General features: G+C 46.8%; 17 protein-coding genes. 1 reads left to right on the top strand and 16 read right to left on the bottom strand.

Annotated elements, in window-relative coordinates; translation table 11 throughout:
- Positions 1-222 precede the first annotated feature (222 nt).
- Positions 223-1,557 (top strand): hypothetical protein, encoded by a 1,335-nt coding sequence (locus JBE38_RS19270; RefSeq protein ID WP_205344903.1) that lies wholly within the window; start codon positions 223-225, stop codon positions 1,555-1,557.
- 91 nt (positions 1,558-1,648) lie between these two features.
- On the opposite strand, the gene JBE38_RS19265 is transcribed toward JBE38_RS19270, so the two are convergent.
- From JBE38_RS19265 to JBE38_RS19190, 16 genes are all read right to left on the bottom strand, one after another.
- Positions 1,649-2,458, bottom strand: a complete 810-nt coding sequence (locus JBE38_RS19265) for a glycosyltransferase family 2 protein (RefSeq protein WP_090366060.1) — start codon at positions 2,456-2,458, stop codon at positions 1,649-1,651.
- A gap of 14 nt (positions 2,459-2,472) precedes the next feature.
- Complete coding sequence (locus tag JBE38_RS19260; protein ID WP_090366061.1) at positions 2,473-2,835, bottom strand: DMT family transporter; 363 nt, start codon at positions 2,833-2,835, stop codon at positions 2,473-2,475.
- Positions 2,832-3,668 (bottom strand): sugar phosphate isomerase/epimerase family protein, encoded by an 837-nt coding sequence (locus JBE38_RS19255; protein ID WP_205344902.1) that lies wholly within the window; start codon positions 3,666-3,668, stop codon positions 2,832-2,834. Before JBE38_RS19255 ends, JBE38_RS19260 begins: the two co-directional genes overlap by 4 nt.
- Before the next feature lie 2 nt (positions 3,669-3,670).
- On the bottom strand, positions 3,671-4,447 hold the full coding sequence (locus JBE38_RS19250; RefSeq protein WP_205344901.1) for an NAD(P)-dependent oxidoreductase: 777 nt from the start codon (positions 4,445-4,447) through the stop codon (positions 3,671-3,673).
- Complete coding sequence (locus tag JBE38_RS19245) at positions 4,444-4,701, bottom strand: hypothetical protein (RefSeq protein WP_205344900.1); 258 nt, start codon at positions 4,699-4,701, stop codon at positions 4,444-4,446. Before JBE38_RS19245 ends, JBE38_RS19250 begins: the two co-directional genes overlap by 4 nt.
- Complete coding sequence (locus JBE38_RS19240) at positions 4,688-5,803, bottom strand: NAD(P)/FAD-dependent oxidoreductase (protein ID WP_205344899.1); 1,116 nt, start codon at positions 5,801-5,803, stop codon at positions 4,688-4,690. Before JBE38_RS19240 ends, JBE38_RS19245 begins: the two co-directional genes overlap by 14 nt.
- Positions 5,800-6,825, bottom strand: coding sequence for a glycosyltransferase (locus JBE38_RS19235; RefSeq protein ID WP_205344898.1), 1,026 nt, complete (start codon positions 6,823-6,825; stop codon positions 5,800-5,802). The genes JBE38_RS19240 and JBE38_RS19235 overlap by 4 nt, the downstream gene beginning before the upstream one ends.
- Positions 6,826-7,059: 234 nt before the next feature.
- The gene (locus JBE38_RS19230; protein ID WP_205344897.1) at positions 7,060-9,054 is read right to left on the bottom strand and encodes a polysaccharide biosynthesis protein; all 1,995 of its coding nucleotides are present in this window, start codon (positions 9,052-9,054) and stop codon (positions 7,060-7,062) included.
- A gap of 100 nt (positions 9,055-9,154) precedes the next feature.
- Complete coding sequence (locus tag JBE38_RS19225; protein ID WP_090366072.1) at positions 9,155-10,180, bottom strand: MraY family glycosyltransferase; 1,026 nt, start codon at positions 10,178-10,180, stop codon at positions 9,155-9,157.
- Complete coding sequence (locus JBE38_RS19220; RefSeq protein ID WP_090366074.1) at positions 10,180-11,139, bottom strand: UDP-glucose 4-epimerase family protein; 960 nt, start codon at positions 11,137-11,139, stop codon at positions 10,180-10,182. Before JBE38_RS19220 ends, JBE38_RS19225 begins: the two co-directional genes overlap by 1 nt.
- 78 nt (positions 11,140-11,217) lie before the next feature.
- Positions 11,218-12,360 (bottom strand): glycosyltransferase, encoded by a 1,143-nt coding sequence (locus tag JBE38_RS19215; protein WP_205344896.1) that lies wholly within the window; start codon positions 12,358-12,360, stop codon positions 11,218-11,220.
- Complete coding sequence (locus tag JBE38_RS19210) at positions 12,353-13,351, bottom strand: NAD-dependent epimerase/dehydratase family protein (RefSeq protein ID WP_240202545.1); 999 nt, start codon at positions 13,349-13,351, stop codon at positions 12,353-12,355. Before JBE38_RS19210 ends, JBE38_RS19215 begins: the two co-directional genes overlap by 8 nt.
- A gap of 91 nt (positions 13,352-13,442) precedes the next feature.
- Positions 13,443-14,495: an EpsG family protein gene (locus JBE38_RS19205; protein WP_205344894.1), complete on the bottom strand. Its 1,053-nt coding sequence runs from the start codon at positions 14,493-14,495 to the stop codon at positions 13,443-13,445.
- Entirely contained in the window at positions 14,492-15,334 is an 843-nt protein-coding gene (locus JBE38_RS19200) for a glycosyltransferase family 2 protein (protein WP_205344893.1), read from the bottom strand. Before JBE38_RS19200 ends, JBE38_RS19205 begins: the two co-directional genes overlap by 4 nt.
- A gap of 80 nt (positions 15,335-15,414) precedes the next feature.
- The gene (locus tag JBE38_RS19195; protein ID WP_205344892.1) at positions 15,415-16,593 is read right to left on the bottom strand and encodes a glycosyltransferase family 2 protein; all 1,179 of its coding nucleotides are present in this window, start codon (positions 16,591-16,593) and stop codon (positions 15,415-15,417) included.
- A gap of 2 nt (positions 16,594-16,595) precedes the next feature.
- Entirely contained in the window at positions 16,596-17,606 is a 1,011-nt protein-coding gene (locus JBE38_RS19190; RefSeq protein ID WP_090366083.1) for a polysaccharide biosynthesis protein, read from the bottom strand.
- Positions 17,607-17,610: the final 4 nt, after the last annotated feature.

Below are 17,610 nucleotides of genomic sequence, written 5' to 3'. Positions count from 1 at the left end.
CGTCGCTTCAGTGCATACAGCCTGTTCCCCCGTCAATTCGTGTAGGAGCAGATCACAGCGCCGGGAACGTTGCATGCTTGCCTACAGCCTGACTATCCGATCCTGATTCGATCATTTTCTAACAACATAGCCTTGAAGGTAAAATCACTAGTCATTTTCAAGTATCGAAGCTAGATAACTGCTAAAATGCATGAAATACTTTCACTATTGGATTATCTGTTTGTGAATAACCGCTATCTTAATCTGATGGGGCTCGCCTCGATTATCGTCTCGATATATTCACTTACCGCTCTTTATCCTGGGGCCATGACTTGGGACAGTCTAGATCAACTCAGACAAGCTCGGACAGGCACGTATACCGACTGGCAGCCTCCGACGATGGCTTTTCTCTGGAGCCTCTTTCTTAATTTAAGCGATGGCCCAGGCGCCATGCTGATTTTCCATTTTACTTTGTTATGGGGTACTTCGCTATTACTCTTCAAATGGAGTATCCGAGAAGGACATAGGTTTGGTTTTTTATTCTTGATTCTCCCCCTACTTCCCTGGGTAATGAATTTTCAGTTTACGATTTGGAAAGATGTTGGAATGGCCTACTCATGGGGGCTTTCCATTGCGATATGTATTTATTTCAGAGATCAGAAAAAATTTCCCGTGCTTGCAGCCGCCTTGGTGATAATTTTATTTCTTTATGGATCACTCGTTCGCTCCAACTCGCTCAGCGCCGGAGTGTTTTTAATGGCATTTCTATGTGCAAGCATCTTCAAGGTCAGCTCTAAAAAAAGCCTGCTTGGATTTATGATTGTTGGCATTGTGACAATCGTGATAGCACATTTGTCAGCAAGCGCCTTGTTAAATGCCAAAAAAGCCAACCCGGTTAGCTACGTTTTATTTGACGATGTCATAGCCCTTAAATTGCAAGGAGTAGATATACCCGTCAGCTTTTTGAATAGAGAAGAAATGGAAACCATCAAAAGCTGTGACTACCTTCACGCCCACGAGATCGGAGCCGCATTCTGCCTATCCGACGAAAAATTCACCGAAATCACTAGAGTACACTATGCAGAGTTGAAGGCTGTGTGGCTAGCAAATATCCCGCTGCATTTTTCGACTTATGCAAACTTTCGGCTGAATGCTTTTCTCAATCTCATTCGTGCACCATCGATGGCACCTTATTATTACAGCGAATTCAGCGTCAAGAATCAGCCGTTCACGGCAAGTTCAGGCAATCGCGAAGAGTCGGCTTCGAAACACTTAGTAGAACAATACATCACAACCTCCCAAGATATAGTGCCGGAGCTATTTAAACCATACACATGGATCTTAATCAGCTTAAGCTTGGTGGTGATGCTAACTTTATGTAAGGATCCCAAGGGAGCCGCCCTTTGGCTGCTCCCTTTCTCAGGGTTGAGCTATATGCTCAGCTACTTCCCCATAACACCTGCTGCGGACTTTAGATACGCATATTGGATGTGCTTCATAGCAAGCGTATCCTTCTTAATACTTGTAAATATACATTCAAAAAAACCTGTCAAACAAAAAAAACCCAAGGAAGTCTAAATACACTACGAAACCCAGCACTGATCATCATGTGCTGGGACACTCCCAGTCCAGCTGCGTTCATGAAGGCCTAAAAGTCGCCCCTGAAAACTCAAGGGTTATAACGACCAAAACACGTTTTAAATAACACGAATAAGATCGATAAATTACCTTTCACGCTGCTGATTTTCGTTGGCACCTCTCCCTCGGGATAACGCCTGGCGGTAGCCAGCTCAATGCAACGATAACCTAGTTTAGGGGCTCTATATGAAAGATAAGCCAAAAGCTCATATGTCACGAAAACATCACGAAAAATAGAGACTCTCGGATCTTCCAGCAGTCTACGGCTATACGCTCTGAAGCCTTGAGTTGTGTCGGACCATTTAAACCCGGAAAACAGACTAAGCATCGGCGCATGAACAAATCGAATGGCAAAATCTCGTAATTTAGGAGTATTCTCAGCGACGCCACCCACGACAAATCGCGAGGCTTGCACGAAGTCTATCCCGTTTTTTAATGCATTGATAAAATCAGGGATGGCACTCGGATCGTCCTTATCATTCCCGTCAATGGTTACGATACCTTCATACCCTTGTTCGAGCGCGAAAGCATAGGCGCAACGAAGCTGCGCGCTGAGCTTTCCTGCAGAGGTTTTAAGCAAGAGCCCTCTTACACTCAACTGTTGTAAAGCAGATACACCGAGTGAACCATCAGTAGTCCCACCATCGACGATAATAATGTCAGCAGCACCCGATATATTAAGCGCATGCATCTTATTCAACATATTTTTAATCCGTTCCCCCTCATTGATCACTGGAATGATTACACAGCAGGGATGCTGACGACCAAGCCAAAGTTGAATATTATAAGCAGGCACCACCCAATGCTCACAAACAGATGAAACATTATCTGGAGTACTCATGATGTTATATACCTTCAAGACACACGAACAGTGATCAAACCAACCCCAATGATAACTAGTACAATCCCCGCCACTGTCGTCCAATGAAAGGACTCACGAAAAAAAAAGACAGAAAACAATGCGACAGTAGCAATAGCCCCGGCTGTCAAAACCGGATGAGCGACATTCAAAGGAAGACGTGCAAGAGCACTCGCGTAAAATAGAAATGCGCCGCCATACAATGACAACCCAAGCCAAAATGGCCAGTTACTCAGGGCAGCAATAGGATCGCTTAGAGAGGGAAACTTTCTTGGTGGCATCATCGCCATTTTTATCAAAACACTAGCAGATGCATTGGAGAGTATTCCAAAAATCAAAATGAACCATTTAGCGCTCATACATCAGCTCCAGTTCGCAAGTTATGATAATGTTGCTGCGCGACTTGTATGGAACGCTCAATAGAAACCTCATGTGGCTCACTGGTCGTCGCAACCATCTCAATGGTCAACACATGCTCTGGCAAGTACTGGCTCAGAACCCGAGATATCAGCTGGTGTGCTGTATCACCATCACCCAAAGGTACCAAATCGGGTTCACTGAGGTGCACATGACCGATCAACGCCGCATAATCATGCAGGACCACTCGGGGATCCTCGCCATTAATCGTCAAAGCGCCAGTATCCAATTGCATCCGGAGTGCGGGATGTGCCAGTTGCTTAACCACTGCGGCGGTGCTAGAACTGTCAGTCATAAAATTTGCGCCATAATGCTCGGGGTTTGGCTCAAGACAGACTGTTACTCCTAGTGCTTGCGCGACATCTGCTAACTTTCGAAAAAAAGGTAATGCTATCGCCGCCGCCTGCGCATCATCTAGCCCCGTACGATCACGATTCTTGGGGGAGCCAAACACCACTCGGGAGGCTCCCAACTCTGCTCCTATACGGCAAACCGCTGCTAGATGTGTCTGTAATTTGGCTCTGTCCTCCCCGGTGCCAAACACATTCAACCCAGTGGTCCCAAACAACAGCGCCTGCATGCCGGTGATTTCGATATCTCGATCAGCCCACCACTTTTTGACTCGAAAAATATCAGCCGTGGTTGCATCAATTGGGTTGGGGAAGTACTTTCCGGGTGCGATATCAATAGCATCAATTGCATAGCGGTGTAGAAGCGCCGCAATGGCCTCGTCTTCTGAAACGTCCCAAGCAATATTAGAAACCGCGAGCCTCATAGTTACCTCGATGTAATAGTCACGGGCTCTGATTGCGCATACGCTCTGATGGCGAGAAGAACCTCACGCGAGCTATATTGATAACGGCCTTGCCCGTCAAATACATCCGCGTGTTTGCTTTGGAAATCATAAACTGCGGGAGAACTAGCCGTCATGTTAGAAAAATGCTTACCAAACCCAAGGGACGCAATCTCACTCACACTGACCGGTTCAGCCGTCAAGTGAACCAACTTCAGCCGGGCGGCGACGGCTTTCTCAATATCAGACCAAAGATTGACCATTGGGTAGAATTGGAATACTCCACGGCTATCAATTTCGGTAAGATTATTATAATTCAATAGATCGTAAATAACATTTTTGCGCAGGCCCGGGCCCACCAAGCCGGGCAATCGAACAATCAAATGATTAGAAAATTGACTCTCGACAAATTTCTCTAAGGCGCGGCGATTGAGGCCGTAAGCATGCAATCCGTCCTCCTCAACGACAGTATCTTCATCAACACCCAGCGGATCTCGAAAAACGTCGACAGTACTAATTAGAATGAACATTTTACATTGAATAGTTTTCAGGTGTGCAATCAGCCCTTCAATCGTACGACGGTCACCTTGAGAATCTTTATTAGCGATCCACTTCTGAGCTGGAGCTCCTGCACAGACGACCACATTGAATTTTTTATCTTCGATTTCTCCAATCGTTGTAGATCGATAGGAATATTCGAAAGAACTTTGTTTTAGCAAAGTGCTACCCACAAATCCTGAACAACCAATCAATGCATTCAATTGGCACCTGCCGGCTGATTAACAATCAACAATTCAAGGCTAAACATAACGTAAAACCCAAAAAGCTTAAGTGCAAATATAATATAAGTGCTAATACTTGAAAATTTAACTAGCGGCTTTCGCAGCGGATATGTTACAAGCTTCATGACGTCTAAGTGGCCATCAAATTCCGCCAAACGATCAGCCAAAGTATAATCGTTAAGATCAGCCGCATGAGAAACAGCGTGGTCGTCCGACGCGCTAAACAACTTCATTCAACCTCTCCAAGACATCATAAATATTGTCAATTTTACCGCCGAGGATCGAGTAGCAGCCAGGTAACGTGGTGTGCCTCTCAAAGAGAATCGGCCGCCCATCGTCACTTTCATTTTTAGCAAGAACAGTTTTTATCTCAAACAATGATTCTTGATAGGTTGCCCGCCAAACATCTGGCATATAGCGAGCAACGTCCCGCACCATACGCTCGACTCTGCTGGTTTTATGGTAACTCCGCAGCTTTTCATAAGGATCAAGGTCTGGCTGATCACACCAGTGCTGATGCGGCGTATAACGGACATGGGACAACGTGTGCAGGCCCCGAGCAGGAAACGGCATGATTGAAAAAAAGGGGCCATCCATAACCGTAACCCCCAATCCACATAGTGAATCTGGCATTTTCATCAACGCCATTTCAGTTATTTCTTGCTTAAGGCTACTCTGAATCCCAGAAAAATCACCAGCAAACTGATTAAGGCCACTATATGTACAGTTGAAAACATAACGGCTCTGGATGAGTTGTTCTGTACCCGAGTTAGTGCGAACGCCCACCTGCAACGGCGTCTCCCGACCTTTCGAAATAGTCAACGCATGAGTATTACAACGAACTGAAACACCGTTCTCCGCTAGCTCTCGCGCAGCCCAGCTCGCAAGCTTGAGAGTATCAAATGCATATTCGTTGACGACGTATACACTTTCAATCAAGCGAGGCTCAAATAATGTACGCAACATGGGGTCCGCTGCCCTAAACTCGACACCTATCTCACGACAAAATCGCTCAAACTGCCTGGATGTCACTTTAGAGTTTCTACGTGAAATAGCATACAGTTTAGTAAAGTCTTGATTTATCGCCTGAGGCCAATCCCGAACAAATTTCGGAAAATTTATTCGACTGCGGTAGGCAGTAGTGAAACTTCTTGGGTAGTGATAACCATTGTGGACGCGTGCTTGGTTATTGTAAGACGCCCGTGTTAATAAAGCGGCCTCGCGCTCAATCAGCACAACATGCTTAAACCCTTTCTGCTTTACAAGATAAATAGCAATTGCGGCACCGTAGAACCCTCCACCGATGATGACGGCATCCTGGTGGAGATGTGTCATGAAGGACTAACATTTGATGTAGGTTCGGACGCCGAAATTCCTGACACCACTTCTTCTAAGTTCAACTTATCAAAACGGGTAATACGTGCACTCGTAAACTCTTGCCCCACATGATACAGCGGCCCTTCGTTTGATAAACTCGCCATATTCAAAATATATTCACCCAACACTAGCAAGACCAGCGAGGTTAGGAAAAACATACCCGACAACTGCAGCGAGAAACTTATCCATCCGGGCGCTACATCTGTTTTAAATATAGCGATACAAACGACATACACACAGTACGCAAGGTTAGCCAGCGCTCCAAACAATGACAATGACGTCACCAATCGCATGGGAGCACGGGTGGTCGACACTAATAAGCGCATCCCTCTATCAATACTATCTCCTAAACGCTTTGGTGTAGAGGCTGCGGGTGTGGAACTATAATCCAAATAGGCACGGGCAAAGCCTCCCGTCGCTGGGAGATGTCGATAGGTAATTGCAGGTTGCGGATGCTGAAGAATAAAGTTGATTACTCTTTTGCTGAGAAGACGATACTGAGGGGCTTCTCGAGCCAAGTGCACACCATTAAACCGGTTATAAAGACTATGAAATGCAGTGTTGGCCCAACGATAAGCAAAACTTTGCTTATGTTTTTGTGCATTATTTGCAAATACCACATCAGCGCCATTGACCGCCTGATCGAGCATCTGAGGGATAAACCGAATATCATCAGATAATGGATCAATCACCGCAACGAAATCGCCCAACGCATTTTCCAAGCCAACCCAAGACGCTGTATCTGCATCCACCTCCTTGGTCAACGCATAGATTTGCAAATTCGCTAATCCAGTTTCACTGGTCAGGCGCTTTAAAACGCGAATACTGTCATCATTGGAAGCGTTGTCTACAACGATTAACTCGTAATCGCTGACGATGGAGGCAATTACAGACGCTGCGTCACAAAGGAACTGCTCGACTTCATCTGATCTGTTTCGAATGACGAATACCACTGATAAAAAACAAGGAAAAAACGTCATTTGCAACTCTCTCAAAAAACAACTGCCCAAAGCCCGACCGGTTGAGGTCCAGATATCAAACAAAGCAAAGGGCCTTATCCGATGCCTCTCATCCAATCAGGATAACAATTCGCCTATGGCGCCAGGTGACCTTTGTCGGCAACTGGTTGACCGTAATCTGAAAACCGCAGAGTAGCATCTCCTTTCCTAAAGACACTACTCAGTAGAACTGATGCAGAAAAGGCGTGAAGATAGTCAGGGTTCGAGCCGACGTTGCTGATAGATCAAGTCAACAATTTCGCCGTCAGGCGCGTATCCGCTGACGGTGTCACGCAGCAGCTGACGAACCCGTGCGTAATCATCCTGATCTACTGAAGCAAGCAGCTCCGTCAACTTAGCTTTAAGTATATCCCACGGCAAGTAATCTTCATTGGCACTCATGATCATCGGGTGTTGTGTCGCCGCAACGTTGTCACCAATCAGCAGCTCTTCGTATAGCTTTTCTCCTGGGCGCAACCCGGAAAACTCGATTGCGATATCGCCATGAGGATTTTTTTCTGAGCGCACACTCAGACCGGAGAGATGAATCATTTTCTCCGCCAGTTCAACGATTTTTACCGGCTCCCCCATATCCAGCACGAACACATCCCCGCCGAGCCCCATGGAACCAGCTTGGATTACCAACTGGGCAGCCTCTGGTATGGTCATGAAGTAACGCGTGATCTTGGGGTGGGTAACCGTTAATGGTCCTCCCGACTTGATTTGTTTATAAAACAGCGGAATCACGGAACCGGAAGAGCCGAGCACATTGCCAAAACGTACCATGGTGAAACGCGTTTTATTAACTCGTGACACGTTCGACTTATCGCCAAACAGCACCGGGGCCGGCTCGTGACTAAGAGCTTGGAGCGTTAACTCGGCTAGGCGCTTGGTGCTACCCATCACGTTAGTTGGACGCACTGCTTTATCGGTAGAAATTAAAACAAAGTTGGCCACGCCCGCCTGAAGAGCGGCTTGGGCGGTATTCAGTGTACCAATAACATTGTTTAATACACCTTCTGCAATATTATGTTCAACCATAGGCACATGTTTATAAGCCGCAGCATGGTATACAGTGTCTACACGCCATGTTTTAAAAACATCCAGCAGCTTCAGCTGATTACGTACCGAACCGAGGATTGGAAGTACCTTTACGGGTAGCGACTCACGAGTAATACGCTGTTCGAGCTCCGAAAGAATACTGTAGAGATTGAATTCGCTGTGCTCAAATAGTAGAAGTGTTATCGGACGCAGGGCAATAATCTGTCTGCACAATTCAGAGCCGATAGAACCGCCTGCTCCCGTCACCAGAACACATTGCCCTTTAATACAATGTTCGAGCAATTCAGCTTGGGCGGGCACTGCGTCACGGCCCAAAAGGTCAGCAATATCCACTTCTTGAATATCATCCACTTTGACCCTGCCGCTAGCGAGATCCATAAAGCCAGGGACACTTCGCACATGCAATGGAAAGCCTTCAAGGAAACCAAGTATTTCCCGGCGACGTGCGCGATTGGAGGAAGGGATCGCGAGTAAAATCTCCTGAGCTCCCGTTACGTCGATCATATGTTGGATGTGTTTTGGCTTATAAACTTGCAATCCGGAAATGACACGATCGGAAATGCTGGTATCGTCGTCGATAAACGCAACTGGGCGCATCACTCGCCCCATGCGCAACGCGGCAACCAATTGATTGCCAGCGGCACCAGCGCCATAGATGGCGACTCTGGGTAGGCCGTCTTCACGATTGGTAAATGGCACGTGCTGTGCTGCTGCAAACCAGTCCCCCAAAAAATATTGGCGCATAGCCAGTCGCAGCCCGCCAACCATAATAAGACTGAGCCACCAGTAATTGAAAATGATGGAGCGTGGGACGACGGTCTGGTGATTGCTATACCAGTACACCAATACACCAAGAATAAGAGAAGACAGGCTCACAGCCTTGATAATGGCGATGAGGGCATCGTTACCAAAGTAGCGCATGACCGCCCGATACATTCCGAAGCGCACGAACAACGGGATGGCAACTATAGGTGCGGCAACAAATAGCCAGAAATGATCGCGAAAGGGATTGACCATCTCGTCCACCCCAAGGCGAACGACGAAAGCAAGCCATAAAGCCGCCCACACGACGAACGTGTCGGTCCCGACCTGAATTAATCGTTTCTTTCGACGTGGCAAACCCACCAAGAATGCTCGCAACCTATCCATAGCCCTCTCACCCACCTCAGACCTCTCCCCTAGTTTTCAAAGCTGATATTCTACGTTTTTAAATACATCATGGTTCACTAAAAATTTGACCTATTGGGGCCTAGCTCCCAACCGGCTGCTCTAGCGCGCCGGCATTGAACTTCAGAGCGAGACCAATAAGCGGCACGTACGCCACAATCAGACCGAAAGCGCCGTCCAGCCCGAGGTATACGACACAAAAAGAGAGAGGGAGTAGCCAAAAGAGGTTGATGCCCGCTACAGCCAGGGTAACTGGCAAATGCCGGCCAAATCGCCTACTGGCAAACTGGTACGCATGGCTGCGGTGTGCTTCATACACCTTATCCCCACGCACAAGGCGACGGATCAACGTGAAGGTTGCATCAACAACAAACACTCCAATTAGAATCAACCATCCCCAAAACAATTGGGAAGAAGCCCATGCAGCCTGAATCGAAAGAACTCCGAGGGTGATACCCAAAAATCCACTGCCTGCATCGCCCATAAAAATGCGTGCTGGCGGGAAATTCCAGAACAAAAATCCAGCCACAGCTGCAGCTAGAAGCATTGGAAGCCATATCAAACCTTCAAAACCAGCCAGCCAATAGAGCAAACAAGCTCCCAGACACGCACTGATAGCCTCGATACTCGCAATTCCATCGATACCATCCATGAAGTTGTATAAGTTGAGCATCCATACAAGATACAAAATAGCGATAAACTGACCAAACCATTGAAGATTCACTTCTAAGCCAAAGATCGTAATCTGTGGCAGCCCCCCCAACCAGAATAGTGCCCAGCCGGCGCCCAGAAAGTGCCCCAACAAACGCCATCTGGCTGCAATATGACCATGGTCGTCCATAAAACCAATTAACGCGACCAGCGCCCCGGCCCCACCTAGAGCAATAACAGACGGTAGCGGAGCAAGCTCTGCTATAACCAGAAGCGGGAGTGTGAGAAGAAAGGTAAGTACAATCGCTACTCCGCCACCACGGGGAGTGGGCACAGAATGGGAACTGCGTGCGTTGGGAATATCAATAATACTTTTAGCCAAAGCATATCGGCGTAACACGGCAGTCAAAACGAGAGACAGAACAACGGCAATGAGCACCAACCACCAACTAGTCATTAGTTTTTTGTTTCCAGATAGTATGAGGCTGCAAGACCCAAAGCGTGATCAACAGTAACCGGCGGTCTCCAAGACAACAATGAGCACGTCTTACTAATGTCGACCTGTAGCGACCCACATAAGCGCTGCGACAGAGACTTTTTACCCAACAGACTTGCGCCAGTACTCAAAAACGCGCTAGGAATTGGCAAAAGCAAAGCTTTTTTATTTAACGCTGTCGCCATTCTACGTAATAGTTGAGTTGTAGACAGGTCCTCTCCATCGCTCACTAAAAATGTTTGATTGGCTGCCGCCGGATGTGTGGTAGTGGTGATGACAAGGTCTACAAGATTATCCAGCGCAACCAAGCTACGACGATTAAAAATTGAGCCAAAAGGCAGAGGAACCCCTTTATCCAACCAGCGCATCATGTTCAAAAAATTTGCTTTTACGCCCGGCCCATATACCAAAACCGGACGAATTATGACGACCTCCATACGGCTGTTTGCAGCGATGTCCCTCAGGCCGGCCTCAGCTTCCATTTTAGAAACACCATAGGGATCAAGCGGCGCTGGTATATCTTCTGCAGTAAACGGTTTTCCAGGTACCGTTGCCTCACCATTTACCTTGATAGAACTGATAAAAATGAATCGACCGACCCCATTTGCAACTGCCTGACGAGCCAAATTCAACGTCCCCTCGACATTGACCTTACGAAACACCGCCAGCGGATCAGACTCAGCGTCATTCATCACATGAACACGGGCAGCCGCATGGATAACCACGTCAACGCCCGCAAGCGCTTCAGCCCAATCCGTCACCGGGGAAAGCTCGCCAACGTTGATCTGTTTGATCCCATTTTGATGCTCAACAGCCTGGCGACGTACAGCACCGGTCACCTTGACGCCATCTTTTTTCTTTAGGACTTCGACCAATCGACTGCCTACAAATCCGGACGCACCGGTGATTAAAACATGCATCTAGAGCTCCCCCACACCAATACAAAACTGTAGTCGTGGCAATAATTACCTTGACTCGATATACGACCAGAAGGCGAATCACACCAGCAAACGGTCCATATACAAAGACATTTCATTGATGATGATCGGCTGGGCGAAATCTGTATGTGCTCTTTGCCTTGCAGCTTCAGCAAGCTTAATTCTCAAGCCACTATCAGAGTAGAGCGCCTTCATAGCCGCACTGATTTCATCAATCGCACCTGGACGGTGCAGAAGCCCGGTCTTGCCTTCCTGCACAGCATCACTCAAGCCATATATTCGCGAAGCAATGGCAGGAAGGCCGACGCCCGCAGCCTGAATAGTTGCCAAGCTGAAGCCTTCCCGGTAGCTGGGTAGGCTAAAGACATCCGAAGCCGCCATATATCCTTCAGGGTTATTGGTAAAGCCAACCCGGTGACACCGCCCCTTGAACTTCAACGCTAGCTCTGCAACCACATGCTCGACACCGTCTTCATCAGGGCCGACAACAAGCAAATGAGCATCCGGACAACTCATCGCGACATCGGTAAAGGCCCGCGCCAGATCCACAATTCCTTTGACGTGGGTCAAGCGCGCCATGAATAGAAAAACCAGAGCCGAATCATCCAGTCCAAGCTCGCGCCTGATTTTCTCTCTCATCATGGTATCTGGTTTGAAGCGAGCCAAGTCCACCCCACTAATTGAACCTTGACCAAGCACTTCGATTTTTGCGGGTTTAACAACGTTTTCCTTTATAAGGAAATCCCGCTGGGAAGGACTATCAGCCAGCAAATTGGTGGCCGCAGATGCTAGAAGCTGATCTAATTTCTTCAAAGCAAACCGTGAAAATCCTCGTTTTGTATACCAAACTTGTCCGGTGAAAATATGGACGCGATGAGGTACACGCGCAAAATAACCAGCCAGCATCGTTAAAAGACCCGATTTCGGCATGATAGACAGTACACAGTCAAAGTTTTCAGTTGTAAAAATTTTGAATAGCTTTATTAACGATACCAAATCACTGAACACCGAGACTTTGCGCTGTATAGGCAGCGGAATAAACCTAATGCTCTTGTCGAGAAATTGATAAATTTGCTCGGACTCTGCATTAGCCATTACGGTTACACAGTACTTTTCCGCCAGTTTATTAATGTGTTCAACCATAAACACCTTTAATGCGACTGGCACCGTAGCAACAACGCATATTCTCTTTTTCTTAATCATTATCAACCACAGCTTTGGAGTTCGTTTTTTTGATAAATTGGCTTAGCAATTCATGCATCGCCTGCGGTATCGTGTTTTCGAATTCAAACCCAATAGTTTGTTTAATTTTTTCCGAGCTGTAACCCACACATTTCACCAACTCATCTATTCGTTCGTGTGTCAACGGTAGTTTGATAAGGGGCGAGGTCAGGCTGACTAGAAGTCGTAGCACGCCTTCTGGAATTCTTACCCGAGGCTCGGATACATTATAGGCCTTCGCCATTGAACCAATAACCTCAGAGAGAAGGCAGTCATTGGATAAAATAAAAATCTGCCCTTTCGCTCTAGCATCAAAAGCACACATCATCAGTGCCCTGACGACATCATTAACATGAACATAAGTCGACAACGAGGGTAGATTGCCTATATAAAAAAATAGTCGTTTTCGGACCATGGCTGACAGCTGAAAAAATGATTGATTTGGCATTTCAGGGCCAACAACTATCGAAGGTCGCACAATAGTGTAGGTAAACAGCGGCTCCACTTTTGAAAAACTGATTACCAGTTCATCGGAAATAGTCTTGGTAACCTCATACTCTCCAGCCGGCGCCGGGGAACAATGTTCATCAATACTTGAATGCTGAGCCCTGGAAACTGCCCGTTTTCCATACGCTCCCGTACTGCTCAACTGAACCCAATGAAAAGGCTCACCGGTTTTTCTGATTTTTTCACTCACCGCTTTGAGCAGATTGGACGTGCCACGGACATGCAAGTCATACATCAAGCTGACATCTTTGATCTCGCCTGCACAGTGAAAGAGCGTATTACAGCCCTCGATGAAGTCCAAGAGTTGGTCACCCGACTCGAGGAGATCTCCCGGCACAACTTCCAATCCCGGATGGGACGGTCGCGCTTTCCTTGAAAGCATCCTCACCGTACCGCCTTGACTCAAAAGCGCCCTACAGAGAGGGGCACCGATAAAACCCGTGCCCCCAGTTACGCAAACATTCATACGCCCCCCTGAACAGAATTAAAGCTACTGCCTCCATAGGAAGCCACTTCAAGCAACATTGAATAAAGTGGCATATAGGGCCTCCAGCCGCTTATAACACATCAAATGCTTCGTTAAGATGATACGGCATGAAAGGCGTTGGCCCTTCCCCTTCCTCAAATATGAAATTTCTGTAACCGCTTATAGCCGCCAGCAAGCCAGCCAAAATAAGAGTGAGCTTGATGGTCCGATCAAAATCCAGCCGGCATCTACTGTAGGTGAGCAATATAGCGAGGGGGAATGCAAACGAGATCAAATCCAAAAACCTCAACCCGGCATATGAAACACTCGACACAGCCCAAAACATAACTGTAAAGCCGCCACCTAAGAACATCAGTTTTGTTTTCTCCAGTCGAGGCAATCTTGAGAGGCCTACGCCCAATACCAGCAGCAATAAAACCGCAATTTTACCTAACCCGGAAAGCGCGCTTGGTGACTCGGAATCTTGATAAGAGAGAAGCTTGGCGAAAAAATAATCACCATTAATACTAAATATCGCCAACACCGCAACGCAAGCAAGCGGGACTATTAGAACGTTAGAGGCTTTAGCCCAGCGCGCCTGGGAAGCCCAGATAAATACAAGAGAGACGAGGGAAGAGTAGTGAAAAAGCAAGGCCGAGACGGCCAAAACCAATCCCGTGAGCGTTTTAGACCGCCTTATATTTTGGACCGCAAATAATAATAACATCGCTGCGATGCCGATCCTCAGCCCATTCATTGTATATTGATATACGAAAGCAGGCAGCATATAAGAAAGCATCAAAAACTTTTCATTTTTATCCGAACGAAATAGATGCAAAAACATGATAAGGAATATAACGACACTGACCAGCCTGACAGCTATTTCCGGAACCCCCGTGATCTCGACAAGCACCCAGCTCATAAAAACAAAGCCCGGCTCCATCCCCGTCCAGGAAATACCCTCCATTAAGCGACCAACGACCACCTCATAGGTATTTGTGTCAGTGCCTACAGCCCCGCGGAAGACCGAAACAAACATAAAGAACAGCAATGCTACGCCTGCAAAAAAACGTGTCCGGTACCCGGACAATGCGGTGAAAAACAACGCCACCAGCAATATCAGCCAGCCCAGTAGATAAATCATTCTGTACGACTACCCAACTTGACCTTCGACGCTCGACGTAGATATCGCATCAAAGACCAAAACTTCAAAAAACAGTGGTAATAGAAGCCTATCTTCCTTTGCGCACGAAGCACTTTATATACTTCTAGCTCACCTTTTTCCATGTTCCACAAGTTACCACTCAACCCTGCATGCCCATACAAAGGCTTATGACAAAATGTCAGCGGCTTATCGATCGAATAGCAGTCTAAGCCGGAGCAGCATAAAACACACCAAAGCTCGTAGTCCTCGCAAAAACGTTTCCCCTCGGGAAACCGCAATGGTAAGTCCCGACGCAACATAATCGATGGGGTAGAAAATTTATTCGAAAGCAGCAGTTGCTGCTTCAATACCCGAGTGAAGGTCACATCACCGCTTTCATAAGGAGCGGTTGCTATGCTCGACGATTCCTCAATCGTCAGTCCCTTTTGTCCAGTTAAAAAAACTTCTGGATTGTTTTTCATCCACTCATACTGAAGTTCAATTTTTTTATAATGCCAGCTGTCATCGGAGTCTAAAAAAGCGATATAGGGTTGGCTTGCAATCCTCCAACCTTCATTTCGTGCCGTGCCAGGCCCCGAATTTACCGCCAATGAGATAACCTTAATCCAATGCTCCGGGTACTCCTTGGCCAATTCAAACAAAAAATTAAGCGTATTATCCGGGCTCGCATCATCAACGAGTATGACCTCAGCGGGTCGCAAGGATTGGTGGTAAACGGAATCAAGTGCACGTCGTATGGTCTCCTTACAACGATAGCACGGGATCACGACGCTCACCCAAGCGGTGTCTGGATTTTGAACACTTGACTCAGTAACCATTCAACACTTCCAATAACATATAGTCTGACGACGGCAACGCAATAGTTACCATTGAAACTTTCAACGCATCCGTGCCAACTTCAATGAGGAAGCTGTATCTTAACGTCAGACGCCTTTAAGACCTCCTCCAACCTCTGACTTGCCATATAGGAAGTATTGAGCCCCGTTAACACTTCGATGCTATTACTTACATGACGTGCCCGAAACCTATTTATTATACGGGAAGCGCCCCATAAGAACTCAGTCCAAAAAGAGCCGAGTAACTGACCTACGATTTTTGGAGCACCAAACAGCGAGCAAGCTTCTCGAAAAGAAAAAACTGTTTCTCGATAGGAACGAGGAAAGTAGACAAAACACTTCAGCAGTAACCTACCAAAATTGGGATTCAGAGAAACTCCTTTTTCCTCTTCAACCTTCTCTACCGCCTTCAGTAGAGAGTATGACCACACCGTAGGTACCGAGTAAAATTCAGGAACGCGTTTGTCCCATACAAGGTCTTTGAAGGGGGCGATATGTGGGTTATCGCGAAGCTTACCGTAGTGTCCTCCAGAGCTGCTTTGCCCAGAAGTACTCAGTCCAGAAGCTCCGGGAATAATGACTGGATAGTCAACCAGGAAGCAGCTTTCCGACTCGTTTGCGATCAGGAAAGAACTAAAGATGTCGGGACTTACTCCCCCAAACAAACTACCATACTTACTTACAATTCTATGGGCTAAGCCAGCAGAGATCATACCAGCATAAGCGCGGGGCATATTGAATACGCCACCACCAAAATTATCAAGCGCATACCTCATGGAACCAGTTAAATCATGAGCTACTACTGCGCCATTAAACGGTGCCAGGTGCAGCGTCCCAAAGTACGAGTCGCCTCGAGTGGAATGTTTGAAGTCATCCCAATAATAAAGCGCAGGAAAATTAAACTTTATCGAATCAACGCCTTTCGACTTAGCCCAGTTTGCAACATTAACAATCTCCGAAGAGACGAAATCGTCATCCCCGAGAAATACTAAATACTGCCCGTCAGCAGACTGAAGACCGAGATTAAAATTATCAACAACACTTATACCTGTGCGCCCCCTCACGAACTTTAAGCGCGACGCTGGTAAAGCCTCAGAAAATTTACTTGAAATATCATCTACCGGACTGGAATCACATACCACGACTTGAATATCGTCCGAAAGCTCCAAAATCGACTTTATCGACTGAACAGCATACTTAGCACGATTATGCGTCGGTATAATCACACTCAATAATGTCATACTTACGAACCAATACTATGCTTGATATATGCCAATGTCAGAAGCAATTCCTTGATCCCTTCTATATTGAGCAACTCAGTATTATGGGATGTGTAATCATCGATAGAGTTAGCTTCCGGATGCCCCTCGATAATAAACTTATCGTAGTTTAAGTCGCGGTTATCCGCAGGAATACGATAATACCGCCCCATATCCTTGGCTTTGGCCATTTCCTCACGAGAAACGAGTGATTCATACAACTTCTCGCCATGACGTGTACCAATGATGTTTACCGGCACATCACTCTGGAACAATTCTTTCAGCGCAACCGTCAAATCGCCAATCGTACTGGCAGGCGCCTTCTGGACGAAAATATCGCCTTGCTCGCCGTGCTCAAAGGCATGAAGAACCAAATCAACAGAGTCCTCAAGGCTCATCAGGAAGCGGGTCATGTTTGGGTCGGTGACAGTAAGCGGTACGCCCGCTTTGATTTTATCCACAAAGAGTGGAATTACCGATCCACGCGACGCCATTACATTTCCGTAACGAGTCGCACAAAGTACTGGCCCTCCCTCACGTACCATGCGCGATTTGGCGATCAGAATTTTTTCGCCCATTGCTTTAGAAATGCCCATCGCATTGATAGGGTAAACCGCCTTGTCGGTGCTCAACAGAACCACACGCTTCACGTTATTATCAATAGCCGCGTTCAGGACATTTTCTGTCCCGGTGATATTGGTCAGTACTGCTTCCATCGGGTAAAACTCACACGACGGTACCTGTTTCAAAGCCGCAGCGTGAAAAACATAGTCTACACCGGCCATGGCGCGACTAATGCTTTCATAGTTCCTTACATCACCAATATGAAATTTAACCTTGGAATTATTCAAGGCAATACGCATATCTTCCTGCTTCTTTTCATCTCGACTGAATACGATAATCTCTTTGACATCCGTATTCAAAAACCGCTTCAAAACAGTATTGCCAAAAGAGCCTGTACCGCCCGTAATCATTAAAACTTTATTATCAAACATATTA

Origin of the sequence: Pseudomonas sp. ICBG1301, from assembly GCF_016918385.1 — a bacterium.
GTDB lineage: Bacteria > Pseudomonadota > Gammaproteobacteria > Pseudomonadales > Pseudomonadaceae > Aquipseudomonas > Aquipseudomonas palleroniana.
The sequence above is the reverse complement of the archived record's forward strand: the minus strand, read 5'-3'. Positions and strand labels throughout refer to the sequence as shown.